General features: G+C 71.7%; 15 protein-coding genes. 6 read left to right on the plus strand and 9 right to left on the minus strand.

Annotated elements, in window-relative coordinates; genetic code table 11:
- Positions 1-195: 195 nt before the first annotated feature.
- The 3 genes from ACWGIF_RS04710 to ACWGIF_RS04720 all read right to left on the minus strand — a co-directional run bounded on the left by ACWGIF_RS04710 (position 196) and on the right by ACWGIF_RS04720 (position 2651).
- The gene (locus ACWGIF_RS04710; protein WP_453491043.1) at positions 196-780 is read right to left on the minus strand and encodes a hypothetical protein; all 585 of its coding nucleotides are present in this window, start codon (positions 778-780) and stop codon (positions 196-198) included.
- A gap of 257 nt (positions 781-1037) precedes the next feature.
- The gene (locus ACWGIF_RS04715; RefSeq protein WP_453491046.1) at positions 1038-1817 is read right to left on the minus strand and encodes a DUF6892 domain-containing protein; all 780 of its coding nucleotides are present in this window, start codon (positions 1815-1817) and stop codon (positions 1038-1040) included.
- A gap of 189 nt (positions 1818-2006) precedes the next feature.
- Complete coding sequence (locus tag ACWGIF_RS04720; RefSeq protein WP_453491049.1) at positions 2007-2651, minus strand: TetR/AcrR family transcriptional regulator; 645 nt, start codon at positions 2649-2651, stop codon at positions 2007-2009.
- 130 nt (positions 2652-2781) lie between these two features.
- Here ACWGIF_RS04720 and ACWGIF_RS04725 point away from each other — a divergent pair, with 130 nt between their 5' ends.
- Both ACWGIF_RS04725 and ACWGIF_RS04730 read left to right on the plus strand, forming a co-directional pair.
- Entirely contained in the window at positions 2782-4518 is a 1737-nt protein-coding gene (locus ACWGIF_RS04725; RefSeq protein ID WP_453491052.1) for an ABC-F family ATP-binding cassette domain-containing protein, read from the plus strand.
- An 81-nt stretch (positions 4519-4599) separates the two neighbouring features.
- Positions 4600-5517, plus strand: a complete 918-nt coding sequence (locus tag ACWGIF_RS04730) for a virginiamycin B lyase family protein (RefSeq protein ID WP_453491055.1) — start codon at positions 4600-4602, stop codon at positions 5515-5517.
- A 255-nt stretch (positions 5518-5772) separates the two neighbouring features.
- Here ACWGIF_RS04730 and ACWGIF_RS04735 read toward each other — a convergent pair whose 3' ends face one another.
- Complete coding sequence (locus ACWGIF_RS04735) at positions 5773-8313, minus strand: bifunctional serine/threonine-protein kinase/ABC transporter substrate-binding protein (protein ID WP_453491057.1); 2541 nt, start codon at positions 8311-8313, stop codon at positions 5773-5775.
- Positions 8314-8693: 380 nt separating this feature from the next.
- Here ACWGIF_RS04735 and ACWGIF_RS04740 point away from each other — a divergent pair, with 380 nt between their 5' ends.
- Complete coding sequence (locus tag ACWGIF_RS04740; RefSeq protein ID WP_453491060.1) at positions 8694-9302, plus strand: hypothetical protein; 609 nt, start codon at positions 8694-8696, stop codon at positions 9300-9302.
- A 40-nt stretch (positions 9303-9342) separates the two neighbouring features.
- On the opposite strand, the gene ACWGIF_RS04745 is transcribed toward ACWGIF_RS04740, so the two are convergent.
- Positions 9343-10236: an SDR family oxidoreductase gene (locus ACWGIF_RS04745; RefSeq protein ID WP_453491063.1), complete on the minus strand. Its 894-nt coding sequence runs from the start codon at positions 10234-10236 to the stop codon at positions 9343-9345.
- Positions 10237-10434: 198 nt separating this feature from the next.
- Between ACWGIF_RS04745 and ACWGIF_RS04750 the strand changes: the two genes are divergently transcribed.
- Entirely contained in the window at positions 10435-10608 is a 174-nt protein-coding gene (locus ACWGIF_RS04750) for a CsbD family protein (protein WP_453491066.1), read from the plus strand.
- Positions 10609-10739: 131 nt separating this feature from the next.
- Here the strand turns inward: ACWGIF_RS04750 and ACWGIF_RS04755 are convergent, their stop codons facing one another.
- A complete protein-coding gene (locus ACWGIF_RS04755; protein WP_453491069.1) occupies positions 10740-13088 on the minus strand; it encodes a macro domain-containing protein in 2349 nt (782 codons plus the stop codon).
- 380 nt (positions 13089-13468) lie between these two features.
- On the opposite strand from ACWGIF_RS04755, the gene ACWGIF_RS04760 reads away from it, so the two are divergent.
- Positions 13469-14959, plus strand: a complete 1491-nt coding sequence (locus ACWGIF_RS04760; protein WP_453491072.1) for an MFS transporter — start codon at positions 13469-13471, stop codon at positions 14957-14959.
- Positions 14960-15080: 121 nt separating this feature from the next.
- Here ACWGIF_RS04760 and ACWGIF_RS04765 read toward each other — a convergent pair whose 3' ends face one another.
- On the minus strand, positions 15081-16358 hold the full coding sequence (locus ACWGIF_RS04765; RefSeq protein WP_453491075.1) for a pyroglutamyl peptidase: 1278 nt from the start codon (positions 16356-16358) through the stop codon (positions 15081-15083).
- A 225-nt stretch (positions 16359-16583) separates the two neighbouring features.
- Here ACWGIF_RS04765 and ACWGIF_RS04770 point away from each other — a divergent pair, with 225 nt between their 5' ends.
- Complete coding sequence (locus tag ACWGIF_RS04770; RefSeq protein ID WP_453491078.1) at positions 16584-16967, plus strand: VOC family protein; 384 nt, start codon at positions 16584-16586, stop codon at positions 16965-16967.
- 299 nt (positions 16968-17266) lie between these two features.
- Here ACWGIF_RS04770 and ACWGIF_RS04775 read toward each other — a convergent pair whose 3' ends face one another.
- Positions 17267-18346 carry a sensor histidine kinase gene (locus ACWGIF_RS04775; RefSeq protein ID WP_453491081.1) on the minus strand — a complete coding sequence of 360 codons (1080 nt, stop codon included), beginning with the start codon at positions 18344-18346 and terminating at the stop codon, positions 17267-17269.
- Positions 18347-18356: 10 nt separating this feature from the next.
- Complete coding sequence (locus ACWGIF_RS04780; protein WP_453491084.1) at positions 18357-19052, minus strand: response regulator transcription factor; 696 nt, start codon at positions 19050-19052, stop codon at positions 18357-18359.
- Between the last annotated feature and the right edge of the window lie 3 nt (positions 19053-19055).

The following is a 19055-nucleotide window of genomic DNA, read 5'->3' on the forward strand; positions in this document are numbered from 1 at the left end:
GCCGGGGCCGTCAGGCGCCCGCGCCGGGGCCGGCCGGCTCCTGAGCGGGCGCCACCGGCGCTGCTGACCGGCGCCGCCGGGCCGCGGAAATCGATCCGGCCCGGCGGCGTCCCTCCACGTGCCCAGCCGGAGGGCACGGCCTGGCGCAGGGCGCCGCGCGGCGGGCCGGCGGGCCGGCGGGGCTGCACTGCGGGGTCAGGGGTGGAGGTAGCTCTCGAGGTGACTGCGGGCCGCGGCCTCGCTTGTACCGAGCGCGGTCGCCACCTGCTCGATCGCTACCTCCCCGGCGACGACTTCGCCCACCGCGTCCCGTTCGACCTGGGCGAGCACGTACCGCAGGTCGGCCAGGGCCTTCAAGGCGACCAGCGGCTCCACGGCGGCCAGGCCGTCGAGCCGGCAGGCGAGTTCGGTGAGGAGCAAGCTGAGGCCCGCGGGCAACGGGACGGCCATATCCCGGACCACTGACAGATGTGCGTCGATGTCCGCGACAGGCCCGGACAGGTCGACGCCCGCCTCGCACAGGGGCTTGCCCTTCGTGAGCGTGGCCCAGTCGAGCGGGTACTCGGCCATCCCCCGCCAGCCGCAGGAACAGCTGCCCCGCAGGATGGCGGCCCGGGGCCGCCCGTACCGGCCGTCGTAGGCGTGCCAGTCGGTCGACGACGGCGTGTTCGGACCGCTGCCCGCGTCGAAGCAGACCTGACCCGGCTCGCTTCCGTCGGCCAGCAGCACCCCCACCGACCCCTCGTGCGCGGCCCCCAACGCCTTCAGCACTCTGTCCACGACGATCAACCCCTCCCCGCGGCGCGTGATCGGACCGGCCGACGGCCGGTCCACGACCTCCAGGCTGCCCCGACCGGCCCGCCCACGCACAGGGATCCACCGAATGCGGTACGGGGTACGGGGCGCAGGCACCCGGCCCCCGCGAGGCGCGGTGCACCCGGCGAGAGGGGCGGAAAACGGAACCGGCGGCCAGACCCCGCAGAACGGCCCACGACGGCCGGTACGCCCGTCGCCGGCCCGGCGGAAACCTCGTTGCCCTACCAGTCGAAGGCGAGGGTGACGCCGCGCTTCCCGAGAGCCTCGATGACGCGAGCATTGTCGAAGGCGGCGAGCACCGGGTGCTCGTCGCCCCCCACGCGGGCGAATCGCCGGTAGGTGACCGTCCGCAGCGACGGCATACGCTCCAACGGGGCAAGGTCGATCACATGGTTGAGGCCACCGTCGTGGCAGCCGTCGAGGGTGAGGTGCTCGAGCGGCAGGACGGCCAGAGGGCTCAGGTCCCGAACGAGCTTGGACGTGAGGACCAGCGTGCGCAGCGAGCCGACCCGGGAGAGCGGTTCGAGGTCGGTCTCATCGTCGTATCCCCCGGCCAGGGTGAGCGTGCGCAGTCGACCGCACCGCGTGAGCGGGGTCAGGTCGGTGACCGCGGTCAGTTCCAGGTGCAGCGATTCCAGGGCGGGCAGGACGACACCGATCCCGTCCAGCGACCGGACGTTGAACTCGTCGCACTCGCCGCCCCATTCGCTCCAGATCATGAAAATGGCCGTGGACGACGTATGCCACTTCACTTCGCGAAGCGCGGCGCACTGCTCCCTCGTGACGGGCAGGTCGAGCGCCACCTCTTCGCGGTACTCGTACTGCCAGGGGCGGTCAAGCCAGTCCGTGCAGTCCTCGTCGCAGTCGTCGCCGCACTGGTGAGCGTCGTCCGGTACCGGGACCTCGAACAGCGGCACCGCGCCCACTTCCATGAGCTGGCTGAGGATGGCGAGACGCAAGTTGGCGTCGGGGAGTTCCCGCACCGGATTCGCGGTGGTCATGCCAGGACTGTACCGCCGGCCTGAGACACGCCCCTGCGGCCCGCTGCCGCCCCGTGGTCGGGCGGCCGGACGGGCCGGACACGGGCACGTACGGGCGAACGACCCGCGGCGACCGTGCCCCAGGCGTTCCGCCACAAGCTGCGCCGAAAGCGGCGGACCCGGGGCAGGCGGCCCTCGCTCCGTCCGCGGTCAGTGCGGCGTGCCGAAGGCACCGGCCGCGGCCGCCGCGGTGGCGGTCAGTGCGGCGCGGTGCGGCAGCGTCGGGTCGGGGACCGTCCGGAGCAGGAGCAGCTCGTGGTAGAGCGGGGCGGTCGCGGCGACGAGCAGCGCCCGGCCGTCGGCGGGGCCGGGCAGCTCGCCGCGGTCGGCCGCCCGAGTGACGACCACCGCGCACCGCGCGTAGCGGTTTTCCCAGAAGCGCGACAGTGCCGTAGCCGCCTCCGCAGACCGGAACCCGGCGGCGATCAGGGCCGTGGTCAGATTCGGCCCGCCGCCCGCGAGTGCCTCGTACACCTCTTGGTTGAGGGCGGTCAGGTCCCCTTCCAGCGACCCGGTGTCCGGCGGGCTCCACATGTCGTCGGACGCGGCGTCGAGTACGTCGGACAGCAGGCGCCCGACGTCGCGCCAGCGCCGGTAGACGGTCGTGCGGTGGACGCCGGCGCGTTCCGCGACCGCGTCGACGGTCAGCCCGTCGTACCCGGCCTCCAGGAGCAGCGCGCCCACCGACTCCAGCACCTGGGTGCGGACGCGGGCGCTCCGGCCGCCCGTCCGGCGCTGCCTCGTGGCCGGTTCTTGGCGGCCGGGATCTTCGCTTGCCTGCGTAGGGGCGTCCATGCCACCATCTTAACGCAACATTCGTCGCCTTAAAGGAGAACTCCCGTGGTCATCCACCGCGTCACCCCCACCCCCCACCTCACCACCGTCGCGACGACGACCCTCGCCCCCGGACTCCTGGAGCCGCCCTGTGACCGCACAGCTCACCGCGTCTGACCTCACCAAGGCCTACGAAGGCCGCCTGGTCCTCGACTCCGTCGACTGCTCCGTCCCCGTCGGCGAACGCCTCGGCATCGTCGGCGAGAACGGCTCCGGCAAGTCCACCCTGCTCCGACTGCTGGCGGGGGTCGAGGGCCCCGACCGCGGCGAGGTCGTCCTGCGCGCCGAAGGCGGCGTCGGCTACCTCGCGCAAGAGGAAGTCCTCCCGCCGCACCTGACCGTCCAGCAGGTGGTCGACCGCGCCCTCGCCGAGCTGCGATCCCTGGAGCGGCTCCTGCGCCGGCTCGAGGCCCGCATGGCCGGCGGCGACGCCACTGCCGAGACCCTCACCGCGTACGCCGACACCCTCACCGCCTTCGAACTGCGTGGCGGGTACGAGGCGGACGCCCGCGTGGAGCGTTCCCTGCACGGCCTCGGCCTGCCGGGCCTGCCCCGCGAGCGCACCGTCGGCGGCCTGTCCGGCGGCGAGGTCGTACGCCTGCGCCTCGCCGTGCTGCTCGCCGCCGCCCCGGAGGTACTGCTCCTCGACGAGCCCACCAACCACCTGGACGGCGCCGCCCTGACCTGGCTGGAGGACCACCTGCGCGCCCGACGCGGCATCACGGTCGCCGTCTCCCACGACCGGGTCTTCCTGGAACGCGTCGCCACCTCCCTCCTGGAGGTCGACGGCGATTTGCACCGGACCGTGCGGTACGGCAACGGTTACGCCGGCTACCTCGCGGAGCGCGCCGCCGAGCGGCGGCGCCGCGCCGAGGCCCACACCGCCTGGCGGGCCGAGGCGGCCCGGCTGCGCGAGGCCGCAGCCGTCACCGCCCGCCGGGTGGCGCCCGGCCGGGCCATGAGGGACGGCAACAAGATGGCGTACGACCGGGCCGCCGGCCGGGTCCAGCAGTCCCTCGCGAGCCGGGTCCGCAACGCCGAGGAGCGGCTCGCCCGGCTGCTCGCCCGGCCGGTGCCCGCACCCGCGGACCCGCTGCGGTTCACCGCCGTACCGCGCACCGCCACCACCACCGCCACTGACACCGCCACTGCCACTGCCGCCGTCACCTCCACCTCCACTTCCACCGCCACGGAACCTGGGGCGTCCGCCGGGCCGACCCGGTCCGGCGAAGCACGACGGGTGCTGCTGGCCGCAGCGGGCGTCGCGGTCGAGGGGCGGCTCGCGCCGGTGGACGTGACCGTGCCGGCGGGCGGCCGACTGCTGGTCACGGGCCCGAACGGGGCGGGCAAGAGCACCCTGCTGGACGTTCTGGCCGGCGCCCTGGCCCCCGACCTCGGCCAGGTCGTTCGAGACGGCCGGATCGGGCTGCTGGCCCAGCACACCGTCGTCGGAGGAGGCCATAGGACACTGCTCGCGGCCTACGCCGAAGGCCGCCCCGGAACCCTCGAGGAGCACGCCGAACGGCTCCTGTCGCTGGGCCTGTTCGCCCACGAACGGCTGTCCGCCCCGGTCGCCTCCCTGTCCGTCGGGCAGCGGCAGCGGCTGGCCCTGGCCCGCCTGGTCACCGAACCGGCCGACGTCCTGCTGCTGGACGAGCCCACCAATCACCTCTCCCCCGCGCTGGCGGAGGAGCTGGAGGAAGCGCTGGCCCGGTTCGCCGGCGCGGTGGTCGTCGTCAGCCACGACCGGCGGCTGTGCACCCGCTGGCCGGGCGACCGGCTCGCGCTGCGCGCCCCGGCGCCCGCCGCAGCCGACGCCTGCCCGTGACGACCGATCAGCCGCTCCGCCTCTCCCCTCTCCCGTCTCTCCCACTCCCCACTCCCCACTCCCGTCGAAAGGACGCCTCGCTTGACCACCTCCGTAAGCCCGCTCGGCACCTTCGTCCTCCCCACCGTCGGCTCCGGCCCGTACGCGCTCGCCGTCGGGCCGGACGGCCACTTGTGGTGCACCCTCGTCCACGCCGGACGCATCGCCCGCCTCACCTCCTCGTCCGGGCGGGTCGAGGAGTTCGCCCTGGACTCCCCCGGCTGCGGCCCCACCCTGGTCACCGCCGGACCGGACGGTGCGCTGTGGTTCACCCGGTACGGCGACCACCGGATCGGCCGGATCACGGTGGACGGCGAAGCCCGCTCGTACGCGCTTCCCTGCGGCGCGGGCGGACCCTACGGGATCGCGGCCGGGCCCGACGGCGCCCTGTGGTTCACCCTGACGAACGCCGACCGCATCGGCCGGATCAGCACGGACGGCGAGGTCTGCGAGTTCCCGCTGCCGTGCGACGGGGGATTCCCGTCCTTCCTCACGGCGGGCCCCGGCGGAGCCCTGTGGTTCACCCTTAACCAGGCGAACGCGATCGGCCGGATCACCGTCTCCGGCGAGGTCCGGCTCCACCCTCTGCCCACCCCCGGAGCCGCCCCCGTCGGACTCGCGGCCGGCCCGGACGGGAGCCTGTGGTTCGCCGAGATCGGCGCCGGGCGGATCGGGCGGCTCACGGCCGGCGAAGCAGGCGTGCAGATCGTCGAGTTCGCGCTGCCCGAGGCCGACTGCCGCCCCCACGCCGTCACGGTCGCCCCGGACGGGACCTGCTGGTTCACCGAGTGGGGCAGCGGCCGGATCGGCTCCGTCACCGCGGACGGCAAGATCACCGAGCACCCGCTCGCGGCCCCCGACCGCGAACCCCACGGCCTGGCCTTCGGCCCGGACGGCACGCTGTACGTCGCCGAGGAGCGCGGCGGCGTCTCCCGGTGGGAGGTGCGCCGCACCGCCTGAGGCGATCGGTGGTGACCTGACCCGCAGCCCGCCGACCGGGCCACCCACCGCAAACGCCCCGGCAGCCGCGGCGGCAGGCCGCACAGCCGCTGCACCAGCCTGCGCAGCCGAGGGGCCGGGGTCACCCGGGCCGGCTTCTCGTGTGCGTCGGGCTGCACGCAGGCGGCGTGCCGCGACGCCGACGCCTCCCGCAGCGCCTTGAGGGACCGGCCCGCCACACAGAGCAGGCTTCCGGACCGCGTCGGCCCGGCGGGCTCAGCGGGTGGCGGGTCCGCTCGTCACGGTCGCCCAGCTGCCGTCGTTCACCGTGTACACCGTCAGCCGGCGGTTGACCGTGTCGCCGTTTCCGTCGAAGGCGACGCGTCCCGTGACGCCGTCGAAACCCAGCCCCGTTACGGCCTGCGGCAGTTTCGCCCGGGCGTCGAGGGGAAGCGTGCCGCCGTTGGCCGTCACGACGGCCTTCACCGCCTCGATGAGGGTCCAGGTCGCGTCGTAGGCGTAGGGGCCGTACCAGCCGGCCGCCTCCGGATACCCCGCCTTCTGGTACCGGGCGAGGAAGTCCTGCCCTGCCGCCGACTCCTCGGCGGGTACGCCGATGTGGGTCGCGAGGTCCCCCTCGGCCTTCGGGTTCGCCGTGAGGTATTGCTGGTCGAACATGCCGTCGCCGCCCATCAGGGGGACGTTCCCCCCCGCCTGCTTGAGCTGCTGGGAGAGCGGCGCGGCGGTGTCGTAGTAGCCGCCGAAGTAGACGGCGTCGGCGCCCGAGGACTGCACCCTCTCGGCGAGGCCCGCGAAGGCGCGTTCGGCGGGATCGACCTGCTCCGTACCGACGACGGTCCCGCCGAGCTTCGTGAACTCGGCTGTGAAACCGGAGGCGAGGCCGGTGCCGTGGGCACTCGCGTCGTCGACGACGTAGAGCTTGGTCTTCTTCGCCTCGCGGTGCAGGTACCGGGCGGCGAACGGCCCCTGGTCGACGTCCGTGGCGACGGTGCGGAAGTAGGTGGAGTACGGACGGGACTTGGTGCCCGCGGCCCAGTCGGGGCCCATCGTCAGCACGGGATCGGTGTTGCCCGGTGACACGTTGACCATGTCCGCCCGTGCGAGCGGTGCCACCAGGGTCCGGGCGACACCGGAGTTGAGGGGTCCGACGACCCCCAGCACCTTCTCGTCGGACACGAATTGGGCGGCGTTGGGCCCGCCCTTGGCGGGGTCGGCCGCGTCGTCGAGGGCCTTGATCTCGAAGTTCACGCCGGGGACGTGCCGGGTTTCGTTGGCGGTCCTGGCCGCCAGGTCGGCTGAGTTCCTCACACCGACGCCCATCGAGGACAGTCCGCCGCTGAGCGGTGCGTCCACCCCGATCACCACCGTGACGGCGGAGGCTCCCGCGCCGTTGCCCCTCACCCCGCCGTCGCGGGGGGCGTCATCGTCACGGGTGAAAGTCCAAGTCAAGACGGAGCCGGTGGCGAGCGTGGCCAGCGCCGCGCCCAGGACCGCGGATCGCCGGGTGAGGGCCCGCCGCCGGGCGGACGCCCGCTCGCCGTGCTCCGCCTTGGGCGTGGTCCGGAGCGTGACCGGGTCCTCGGCCGGGGGTACGGGCACGGGCGGACGGGTCGGCCGGTCCGGCATGGGGCGCCGCGGGGTGCCGGCGGCGGAGCCGGAGTCCAGCACCGTGGGGGTCTGACGTGACGGCGTCGTCGACGGTGCCTGCTCCGGCGCCGTCGGAGCGGACGTGTGCTCCGCCGCCGCGTCCGGTGCCGGTACGGGGGTCACCCTCGGATCGGGCGCGGGTGTGGGCGCGGGTGTGGGTGTGGCTGTGGGCGCGGGCGCGGGTGTGGGTGTGGGCACGGGCGCGGGTGTGGGCGCGGGCGTAGGTGCGGGTGCGGGCGTAGGTGTGGGTGTGGGCTCGGGCTTGGGCTCTGGCGCGGGCACGCGCCCCGGGCCGTGCCCGTCGGATGTGCCGGCCCCGGCTGCGGAGGACCGCAGTACCGACGCCAGCATCTCGGCCGCGTCCGCGGCGCCCACACGCTGCGCCGGGTCCTTGGTGAGGAGTGCGTCCAGTACGGGCACCAAGGGGCCGGCGTGGACCGGCGGCCGGTGCGGGCGGGTGAACACGGCCACGGCGAGGGCGTGGAGCCCCTCCGCAACGAACGGCGGGTGCCCTTCGACGGCGTGGTAGAGGGTGGCGCCGAGCGCCCACAGGTCGTTGGCGGGGGTCGGGCGCTTGCCCTCCAGCTGCTCCGGCGGCATGTACTGCGGCGTGCCGATGACGATCCCGCTGTGACTCAGCTTGGTCGTGGCATCCGCGAGGTGGGCGATGCCGAAGTCGGTGAGGACGACGCGGTCCTTGGTCAGGAGCACGTTGTCCGGCTTGATGTCGCGGTGGACGATCCGCGCCCCGTGCGCCTCGGCCAGAGCGTCGAGCATGGCGGCGCCGATCTCGGCGACTCGCTGCACGGGCAGCCGGCCCCGGCTGCGGATGGCCTCGGCAAGGGACTGTCCGCGGATCAGCTCCATGACGATGACGGGGGCACCGTGATGCTCCACGACGTCATGGATGGTGATGATCCCGGGGTGGCTGAGAGTGACCGCTGCGCGGGCCTCGCCGGTGAACCGCCGGAGCAGCGCGGCGCGGTCGCCGTCGTCCATGCCCGGCGGGAAGAGGATCTCCTTGACGGCGACCTCGCGTCCGAAGAGCTGATGGTCAAGGCCACGCCAGACCCGGCCCATACCGCCCTGGCCGATGCGTTCGACCAGCTGGTACCGGCCGGCGATGAGTTCGGGATTCTGCTCGGTCACGCGCACACTCTAGGTCCTGCTGGCCCGATCGGGTGACGGAAGGATGGCTTGATCACGCCCGCGTGGACGAGGGCGCGGTGTGCCCGTCAGGGGAACGCGGCGCAGGTGTTCGCCCCACGGGGCTCGACGGGCGCCCTTCGTGCCGGGCTCCACGGGCACCCCTTCGGCACCCTTCGCCCGGGCACGACGGCGTCAGCGCCGGGGGAAGCGGTAGCAGCCCTTCGGTGGGCCATACCGGACAGATTGAAGGGGAGACCGCGCCATCCGCCTTTTGCGACACCTTGGACTGAGGGATCGCGCGGCACGCTGGACCCACGGCCCGGGGTGCGCCCTGAGCGGGGCCACGGCCGACGGAACCAGACATCTGCCAGGGGGATCTCATGACGGTACGGAAGCGACTGCGCGGCCCGGCCACGGCGGCCGTGGCCACCGCGCTGATGGTGGTGGCGTCGGGGGCTGAGGCGGTCGCCGCCGAATGGCGGCCCCGGCCGGGCATGGTCTACCTCTCCGACATGCCGAAGGACGGAACGACCTGGTACGGCCAGCCGGCCGCGCGGGGGTGGCGCTACCCCACATGCGGCCGCTCGTGGAATGTGCCCGAGGTCAACGTCTGGAGCCGTGGGGTCTACACGTCCGAAACGGCCAGCGGTCTCCAGAACACCCTCATCTTCGAGACGGAGGCGGAGGCGATCGCGTTCGCGGCGCAGGCGCGTCAGACCTACGCGGAATGCCCCGCCACGTACGACGACAGTCCCGACACCATCGAGGCGGGGTACGACTACGGGACTGTGGACGTGGAAGAGGGAGCCACCGTCCAGGGCATGCGTGTCACTTACACCTTCGGCAACGCCTACCACAACCATCTGTTCGGCGTGGGCCGGGACGGCGACACCGTCACCCTCATCGAGTGGGAGAGCAACTGGAGCGCCCCTCCGGTCGACTACTTCAAGAACACCACGGTCAAGAACGTCGTGAACCGCCTGCACTGAACCCTTTCATCCGCCTCCCCACACGAGCAGCGACGCACTGTCAGTCCTGTTGCGACCCGGGCTTCGTCGCGTGCCTTCCGGCTTGTCCTCCCGCACCCAACAGCCCGGTGGGCTCCACCGGGCCGCGCTCGGCCAGGCGCGGCAGCGCCCAGCGCGAGACCGCGGTGACCACCATGGGCAGAAAGGGCCGCAACGGCTGGACACAGCGCAGCCGGGGTGGCGCGTACACGGTCGCCGACCGGTGGTCCACGCCCCGTACGACCCAGCCGGCCACCCGGGCCACCGGGTAGGTACGGCGGGCACCCGGAGGCATGTGCGCGCGCAGCTCCCGTAGCACGGTGTGCTCGTCGGCATCACGGATCATGTCCGTGTCCGTCCAGTGCACGTAGGCGATCCCGACCGCGACGCGCTGGTGGGCGAACTCGGCGCGCAGGGACTGGGCGAACGACTCCACGCCGGCCTTGGAAGCGCAGTAGGCGCTCATCAGGGGGGCCGAGCCGAACGCGGCGGTGGAGGCGATCTGCAGGAAGTAGCCGCGCGTGGAGAGCAGGCCGGGCAGGAAGGCGCGGGCGGTGATGGCGCTGCCGATCAGGTTGACCTCGATGACCCGCCTCCATGTGGCCGCGTCCGAGGTGGCGAAAGGACCTCCCTCGGCGATCCCGGCATTCGCGATCACGACAGAGGGGGGACCCAGCGTCTCCGTCACCGCCCGCGCGGTGCGTTCCATCGCCTTGTCGTCGGTGACGTCGACGGCGAAACAGCGGGTTTCGACCGGCAGGGTGCGGGCGACGTCTTCCAGGCGCTCGCGTTCACGCCCCAGCAGTACGACACGCATCCCGCGGGCGCCCAACTGGCGGGCCAGGCCGGCACCCAGGCCGCGGGCCGCGCCGGTGACGACAGCCGTACGGCCCCGCAGAACGTGTTCCCGGCTCATGGAAGTCCTTCCCTTGGGGATGCGCTCCTCGTCGCCACCAGCGGCTGCACTCATATGATCACGAACCTGCACACAACACCCGCAAGGCACCGCCGGCCGTCCCTGCCGGACACCGGCACAGATCCCGGGGGTTTACGGGGGACGGTTGGGAGCAGGAGAGCGGTCACGACCAATCCGGTACTTCACGAGGAGGTCCCCATGTCGGGCACTGAGAAGAGCAAGGCACACGCCGAGCAGGCCAAGGGCAAGGTCAAGGAGACCGTCGGCCGCGCCGTCGGCAACGAGCGCATGACCGCCGAGGGCAAGGCCGACCAGGCCAAGGGCAAGACCCGGGAGGCCAAGGAAGACGTCAAGGACACCTTCCGCCACTGACCACGCGCGGCGGCAGCCGCGTCGCCCTGCCGGGCCCCGACCTACTCCCCCTGGGTCGGGGCCCGTCCACGTCCACAGGCAGAACCGGCGAACTGAGACGCCCGCGCCCGTGGCCGCCCCGAGAAGGTGGGTCAGGACACGACGGGCTCGGCGTCCACTTCGGTCAGCTTGACCGTGTACAGCCCGCTGCGCTCGCTCTTCACGTCCGTCACCTTGAGCTGCGTGCCCGGTGTGAGGATGTACTCCTCCTCCCCGGTGAAAGCGGAGAAGCTCCTGATCCCGACCGCGCGGGCGGGCGTCACCTCGAAGAGCGTCCGCTTGCCGCGGCTGCCCAGGAAGGACCGGGCCACGTTCAGCTCGGAGGTGCACGAGGAGACGCCCCACCAGGTGACCGTCCGACCCACCGGGTACTGCGCCCGCAGGTCCAGCGACACACCGCGCCACAGCGGCTGCGTATGGGCGGGCAGCCCTGAGACCGCGGAGAAGAGCAGCCGCAGGTACGGCAGGTACGGCGTGACCCTGGTGCGGTCCGGAGAGCGGAGGACGGCGTTGATCTCGCGGTAGAAGGCGGACTCGCAGGTGTAGAGGTAGAGCGCGGCGATCGCGTCGGCGGACAGGCTGCCGGACATCTCGTCTGCCCGCCGCTTGCCGAAGGTGTGTGACCGGTCGATGTGTCCGGCGAGCCCGGACAGCGTCTCGGCGACCGGTGCGACGGCGTCCAGGAAGTCCATCAGCGGGGTATCGAACACGCCGGTGATCGCAGGGAGGGCCAGGCCCTCGTCCTTGACGCTGGTGAGCCGCTCCAGGTACAGCTGGTGCAGGTTCATGGTCGACTCGATGAAGGCGCCCATGCGAGCCGCGACACCTCCGTCCGTACCGGCCGCCCCCTCGTTCCACCCCTTGCTCGGCAGCCAGTCGATCCCATCGGCACCCAGCGACGTGAGAGCCTCGTTCACCATGGCGAAGTGGTCGCCCTCGCAGAAGATGTCGCCCTGCGCCGCCGGGTTCGCGTGGTCGATGTGCCGGACCTCGACGTCCGGGTACTTCTCCTGGAGTCGCAGGACGACCCGCTTCAGGCTGCGGGCGTGCGCCCCCCACCAGGCGAACACGATCCCGCGGTCCTCCTCGGCGGCGTCCTGCTTGGCCTTGAGGATCTCCTCGACGATCCGTTCGGCGACGGGCCGCCAGAACCCCGTGTGCTGGGCGGCATCCATCGCCCCGTCGCCGCTGGCGGTGAGGGAGGCGTTCAGCAACAGCACGCCCTGCGTGAGCATCGCCTGGAACCACTCCGGCGGCTGGACGGTGTCCCGCTCCTTCAACAACGCGCGCACGTCGGAGATGGGCGTCTTCTTGGCTATGCCGTACTTCCACATCGCCGCCGCCTTGATGATGCAGCGGATGCTGACGACCCTGCCGAACTGGCTGTCCTTCCAGTCGCTGAAGGTGTTGTCGAACATGGCTATGCCGGTGGCGCTCTCCGGCCGCGGGTAGGGATTCTGGCCGAAGGCGACGACCTTCCATTTGTGCGGCGGGTGCGGCTTGAGAGCCTGGAAGGTCAGCTCGCGAACCGGGACGACCTCGGGGCTGCGGCCCTTCCCGATGAACCGGGCGGCGTCCGGCAGCTCCTCGATGACCGGCTTCAGGAGCGGAAGCCAGGGCTCACCACCGCCGTTGAAGAGTTCGGTGAGAGCCAGGGGGTCCGTCGCGTCGGGCTGGTCCGCCGCGCCGTTGATCGCGTCAGTCATGAGGGAGGAACTTCCGGTCGTCGTGGGCGAGGGATCGATGTGGCCGGCAGGGGGGCCGGCGGGGGCAGGCGCAACGGCCTGCGGTGGCACGATGCGTATCCGCTCCTCGACGGGGGCGTTCTCGACGCCGTTCAGCTGCGTGATGATCGTGGCGCGCAACTGGTCGTCATCCTCGAACCAGTGGTCGTGGAAGAGCGTGTAGCCGGTCCACATCAGGTTGGCGCACACCCTGGCCGGGACCCGACCGGTCTGCGCACCCATGCCGACCAGCGCCACGGAGCGGATGCTGCCGGGCGTCTGCCGGTTCTGCCGGTGAACGGCCTGGAACGCCGCTGCGCATGCCAGCGCCACGTTCAGGGTGGCACTCACATTCTGCGAGGACTGCACCATGGTCGGCGTGGATATCAGGTACCGGGGGGTGGTGGCCCCCGACGGCACGCAGACCGCGCTGCCCACCGGGAGGGCGCCGGCGAACCGATCGCGGATCGCCCGCTGTACACGGAGCTGGATACCGGACCCGAGGTGACGTTTGATGGCGGCGTCGACCCCGCCGTCCATCCGGCCCCGGGAGTTGGTCGGGGTGACCCAGGCATCGACGTCCTCGTCGAGGATCGATCCTCGACGTATCTCGATGCCGGGGGTGTCCGCGAACGCCGCCCGCCACGCCTCCACCACGCGCTCGTTCACATCTGTCAGCACCACCCTCAGCGTGGGCGGCACAGTGCTCTCGGTCATCGTCCACTCCTGTCGGAAACGGCCCTTGCAACACCCCGAACGTAACCCCCACCACTGACAACGGCGCTTCTGACCCGGGCTGATGACCGACCGTCACGACTGCGTGCAGAAGCGGCCCGGCCACCGACGTGGGGCGGCCGAGACCGTACGGGCTGCGGCAGGGGTGTCGCGGCGGGTGTGTCCGAAGACCGCGCGCAAGCTGGGACCTGTCCGCCATCGGGCAGGCCGCGGGCACGCGACGGCAATGTGCCGTGACGCGCCGGATCGCGCCGGATCGCGCCGGACCGCGCGGACAGTGGAACGCGACCGCGGCCGCATGTCCGACCGGTTCTCGGGAACTCGGCAGGGCAGGGGGATCGAGAAGGAGGGAACAGGGAACAATGGCATCCGACTCGCCGCCGGTGTCCGTGCCGGCCACCACGGGCACCGTCACCACAGCCGTGCCGGCCCGCCTCGATCGCCTGCCGTGGTCCCGGTGGCACTGGATGATCGTGATCGGCCTCGGCACCGTCTGGATCCTCGACGGACTCGAGGTCACCATCGTCGGCAACGTCGCCGGCCGCCTCGCCGAGGAAGGCAGCGGCCTCGACATCACCGCCGCCCAGGTCACCGGTGTCGCCGCCGCCCTTTATGTGGCAGGTGCCTGCTCCGGGGCGCTCTTCTTCGGATGGCTGACGGACCGCTACGGCCGCAAGAAGCTCTTCATGGTGACCCTGGCCGTCTACCTGGGCGCGACCGCGATGACCGCACTTTCGTTCGAGTCCTGGTGGTTCTTCCTCTTCCGCTTCCTCACCGGTTTCGGTATCGGCGGCGAGTACGCGGCCATCAACTCGGCCATCGACGAGCTGATTCCGTCCCTCTACCGGGGCCGGGTCGACCTCATCATCAACGGCAGCTACTGGCTCGGGGCGATCGGGGGCGCCCTGCTGTCCGTGGTGATGCTGGACACCGACATCTTCCCCGAGAACCTCGGCTGGCGGCTCAGTTTCGCCCTCGGTGTCGTCCTCGGCCTGGCCATCCTCCTCGTACGCAAACACGTTCCGGAGAGTCCGCGCTGGCAGTTCATCCACGGCAAGGCCGAGGACGCCGAGACGCTGGTGTCGTCCGTGGAGCGCCGGATCGAGCAGGAGAAGGACGAACGCCTCCCCCCGCCGACCGGTGGGATCACCATTCACCAGCGCAAGAGCATCGGCTTCGGCCTGATCGCCAAGACCGTCTTCGGCCACTACCCGCGCCGCGCGTTCCTCGGCCTTTCGCTCTTCATCGGCCAGGCGTTCCTCTACAACGCCGTCACCTTCGGCTTCGGCACCATCCTCACGACGTTCTTCGACGTGCCGACGGGCAACACCGGTTACTACTTCGCCGTCATCGCCGCGGGCAACTTCCTCGGACCCCTGCTGCTGGGCAAGCTGTTCGACACAGTCGGACGCCGGATCATGATCTCCTCCACCTACCTGCTCTCGGGCGTGCTGCTGTTCGGCACGGCCTGGCTGTTCGACCGGGGTTCACTCACGGCGACGACCATGACGGCCTGCTGGTGCGTGGTGCTGTTCTTCGCGTCGGCGGGTGCCTCCAGTGCGTACCTGACCGTCTCGGAGGTATTCCCCATGGAGACCCGCGCCATGGCCATCGCCTTCTTCTACGCCCTCGGCACCGCGGCCGGCGGCATCAGCGGCCCGCTGATCTTCGCCGACCTCACCGAGTCGGGCGTGGTCGGCGACACGGCATTCGCCTTCCGGATCGGCGCCGCACTGATGTGCGCGGCGGGCCTCGTGGCGGCTTTCCTGGCGGTCAAGGCCGAGCGCCGCTCGCTCGAGGACATCGCCGAGCCGCTGTCGGTGGCGAAGCCGGCCCCGGCCGGCTCGGAGTGACCGTCTCCTTCGCCGGTCCTGAGGGCCTCCAGGGATGGCTTGTTCCCGGGGGCATCCGCCACTCACTGAGCGCCCGTACCGCTGCCCCGTGGCGGGGCGGCGCACCCCAGCGGGCCTGCGGCTACCGCCGCACGGCGGCGTGTTCGAGGATCGCGCGGACCTCAGCGGTGATCGCGCTCTCGTTGTGTTCGAACTCGGGGCCGGTCAGCAGCTGGGGGTCGGCGGGCAGACCGGTGAGCACCGGGGTGTGGAGGTGGCCGCCGGGCAGGTGCGGGGCGAGTTCGGTACGCAGCCGGTTGGAGCGGTAGGCGACCTCGTTGGACAGGTAGCCGCCCCCGCCGCCCGCGACGGCCCGCGAGCCCGGAGTCGGGCCGTCGGTCCGGTCGACGGGAGCCGTGCCGCCCGCCGGAATCTCGGTCACCTCGGTGTTGAGGAGGACTGGGTACGGGGTGTGCACGGCGGCGGTCACCGCGTCGGCGGGCAGCGTGGTGCGAATGAATTCCGGGCCCGGGCCGAGGCCGGGTGCCGTCACCGGACGCTCGCGGGTGCCACCGGAGAGGGCGCGCGCGTTGTCGGGGTACGGGTCGGCGGACCGTGCCCGCCCCGCCCAGTCCTCCAGAGTGAAGATGCCGGGGTAGCCCTGGCTGACGGTGGTGATGATGTCGGCCGAGGCGGATCCGGCGGCCAGGCGCGGGGCGAACGCCCGCTCCACCATGCCGGCGTCGAAGTCGGCGTACCGCACGGGCAGAACGACGGCGCGGATCTCGGCTGGGCTGCCGTCGGCGAGGGTCACGCGCCGCCCGTTGAGCTGCAGGGCAGCCGAGCCGGACGGGTTGGCGCGGCGGATCTCCGCGTCGAGCCCGAAGGGGTCGAACCCGCTGATGAAGACCTTGCGTACGCCGGGCGCCGTGCGGAAGGCGTTGTCGGTGAGGCCGCGGGAGGCGTCTTCGAAGCGGGTGCGGAGCGCCGCCCGATCGACGGTGAACTCCGGCTGCCAGCGGGCGAGTGCGGCGGTCATGCCGAGCCGCGCCCAGTACAGCGGCCGGTCGTCCCCGGGTGCGAGGTCGCCGCCCTGCCGCTGTCCCTGGGCCCGCCGTACGGAGGTCTGCCACAGGGCCTGGCCCCAGGAGTGGAGGAGCCGTTCGGCCTCGGCTGGGTTGCGGGTCGCGCACAGGGCGGCGGGGAATCTCCGTACGAAGTCCCCGAATCCGGCTCGCTCGACCAGGGCGGTGGTGCGGGCGTCCGCGAGCCGTGCCTGTTCGGCGTCGAGCGGTACGGACGCCGCCGGGTGGTGGCAGGCGGTCGCGCCGTCGGCCGCGTGCGCGGGCGAAGCGACTGCCAGGGGGAGGACGGTGACGAGGAGGGCAGCGGCCGATGCCGCACGACGTAAGAGCATCATGCGATGTGACATTACATAGTGGCCGTCACCCCCACCAGGCACACCGGTCCCAGCTGCCAGGTCTGGCTCAACTCCGCCGATGAAGCGTCCGGTTCGGCGCGTGGGAGCAGGTTGCGGATCGCCACCGCGACCCTCGCCGAGTGCCGGCGGGAGCCTGAGCTGTATGCGCTGACGATGAGCGCAGCTCGGTGGTGTCCGGAGTGGAAGTCGGGCAGGCTGGGGCGCATGGTTTCAATAGTGCAGAACGTGGCGATCGACTGTGCGGATGCCTACGAGCTGGCCCGTTTCTGGAGCAGCGTGACGGGCCGTCCGATGCATGCGGATGTCAAACCGGGTGACCGGGAGACTTTGGTACTGCTGGCGGAGGGCCCCGTGCTGTATTTCAACGAGGTGCCCGAGGCCAAGACGATCAAGAATCGGATCCATCTCTGTCTGCGCCCCGAGACCTCGCGCGATCAGGAGGTGGACCGGCTGCTGGGCCTCGGTGCCGCCTTTGTCGCCGATCACCGGAATCCTGATGGTTCAGGCTGGGCCATCCTCGCTGATCCCGAAGGCAACGAATTCTGCGTTCTGCGCAGTGAGTCCGACCGAGCCGACGAACATTCCTGACGCTGACCCGGCGTCCTCGGCTCCGACCGTGTCGCGGCGCAGGAGCCCGCAGTCACCGCTTCGCCTCAGTCCAACGGCTACTTCACGTCTTGAGGACCTGCCGAAACGACAGGGGGCCCGTCCGATCGCGCGATCGGACGGGCCCCTCGTCGTCGTCGGCGCCCGCCCGTCGTGCGTCACGATGTCGGGCTTCTCTCAGGCAGGTTGAGGGTGACCGCCCGCGAGCCGCCCCTGCGGGGCACCGGCGTGTGGAGGCCCGGCCGGCGGACGATCTGGTGGACCCCGCCCGGATGACGTGCCTACGGCGTGCCGGGCAGCCGGACCGTGACGAGGAGGCCGCCGGCGGGGCGCGGGACGAGGTCGAGGGTCCCGTCGTGGGCGCGGACGATGCTGTGCACGATGGCCAGGCCCAGGCCGGCGCCGGCGTACTCGTCGGTGCGGACGCGTTCCGTTCCGCGCTGGAAGGGTTCGGCGAGGGTCGGTACCAGTTCCGGTGGGAGCCGGCGGCCCGTGTTCTCGACCTGCAGCACGCTCGTGTCGCCGTGCGCCTCGGTATGGATCTTCACGGTGCCGTCGGTGGGGAGGTTGTGGACGATGGCGTTCTGGACGAGATTCGTCACCATCCGCAGCAGGAGTTCGGCGGATCCGCTGGTCTGGGCGACCCCACCGGTGACGTCGAGCGTGATCCGGCGCTGTTCGGCGAGGGAAAGCAGCGTTTCGGCGGCTTCTTCCGCGATGAGGGAGAGGTCGACACGCTCACGGGTGAAGTTTCCGCGGTCGCCGCGGCTGAGCAGCAGGAGGGCCTCGGTGAGGTCGATCGCCCGCTTGTTGACCGCGTGCAGGCGTTCGATGAGTTCGCCCCGGTCCCGTGAGGGGTCCTTGCGGGCGACGTCGAGGAGCGTCCGCGAGATGGCCAGCGGAGTGCGCAGTTCGTGGGAGGCGTTCGCGGCGAACCGCTGCTGCTCGGCGACGTGGGACTCGAGTTGTTCGAGCATCGAGTCGAAAGCGTCGGAGAGTTCGCGGAATTCGTCCTTCCTGCCCTTCATGCGGATCCGGTGGGACAGGGACCGGTTCCCGGCCGTCCGTGCCGCATCGGCGATCTGTGTGAGGGGTGCGAGCATCCGGCCGGCGAGGACCCACCCTCCCATGAGGCCGAGCACCAGCAGGAACGCGAGTACTGCGGCTGCCCTCGGTGCGAAAACGCGCAGGAGGTTGGACCGGATGGGAAAGACACCATGCGTGGGGGTGTCGGAGGAGACGAGGAGCGCACGTTCGGGGACGTAGCGCAGGAGGAACACCCACACCGCCGCGAGCAGCAGGACGCCGGCGAGCATGAGGAAACCGGCGTAGCTGAGGGCGAGCTTGGCGCGCACGCTCATCCCAGGCGCTCTATCCACGCTCTCCTCCCCCGTGTCCGGTCTGTGTCGGTGTGTCGATGCGGTAGCCGACGCCGGGCACCGTGGCGATGACCCATGGTTCACCGAGCCGTTTGCGCAGCGCGGAGACGGTGATGCGCACGGCGTTGGTGAGGGGGTCGGCGTTCTCGTCCCAGGCGCGTTCCAGCAGCTCTTCGGCGCTGACGACGCCACCCTCGGCGGCGACGAGGACTTCCAGCACGGCGAACTGTTTGCGGGTGAGCGCGACGTAGCGTCCGTCGCGGAAGACCTCCCGCCGAAAGGGGTCGAGCCGCAGGCCCGCGATCTCGCGGACCGGCGGCCGGGCGTACGCGCGTCTGCGGTCGAGCGCCCTCAGCCGCAGGACGAGCTCCCGCAGCTCGAACGGTTTGGTGAGGTAGTCGTCGGCGCCGAGCGCGAACCCGGAGGCCTTGTCGTCGATCCGGTCGGCAGCCGTGAGCATGAGGATCGGGATGCCGCTGCCGGAGGCGACGATGCGCCGGGCGACCTCGTCGCCGGAGGGGCCGGGAATGTCGCGGTCGAGGACCGCGAGGTCGTAGGAGTTGACGCTGAGCAGTTCCAGGGCGGAGTCGCCGTCGCCGGCGATGTCGGCGGCGATCGCCTCCAGCCGCAGACCGTCACGGACGGCTTCGGCCAGGTAGGGCTCGTCCTCCACGATCAGTACGCGCATGTC

This window comes from Streptomyces sp. NPDC054849 (assembly GCF_053610945.1).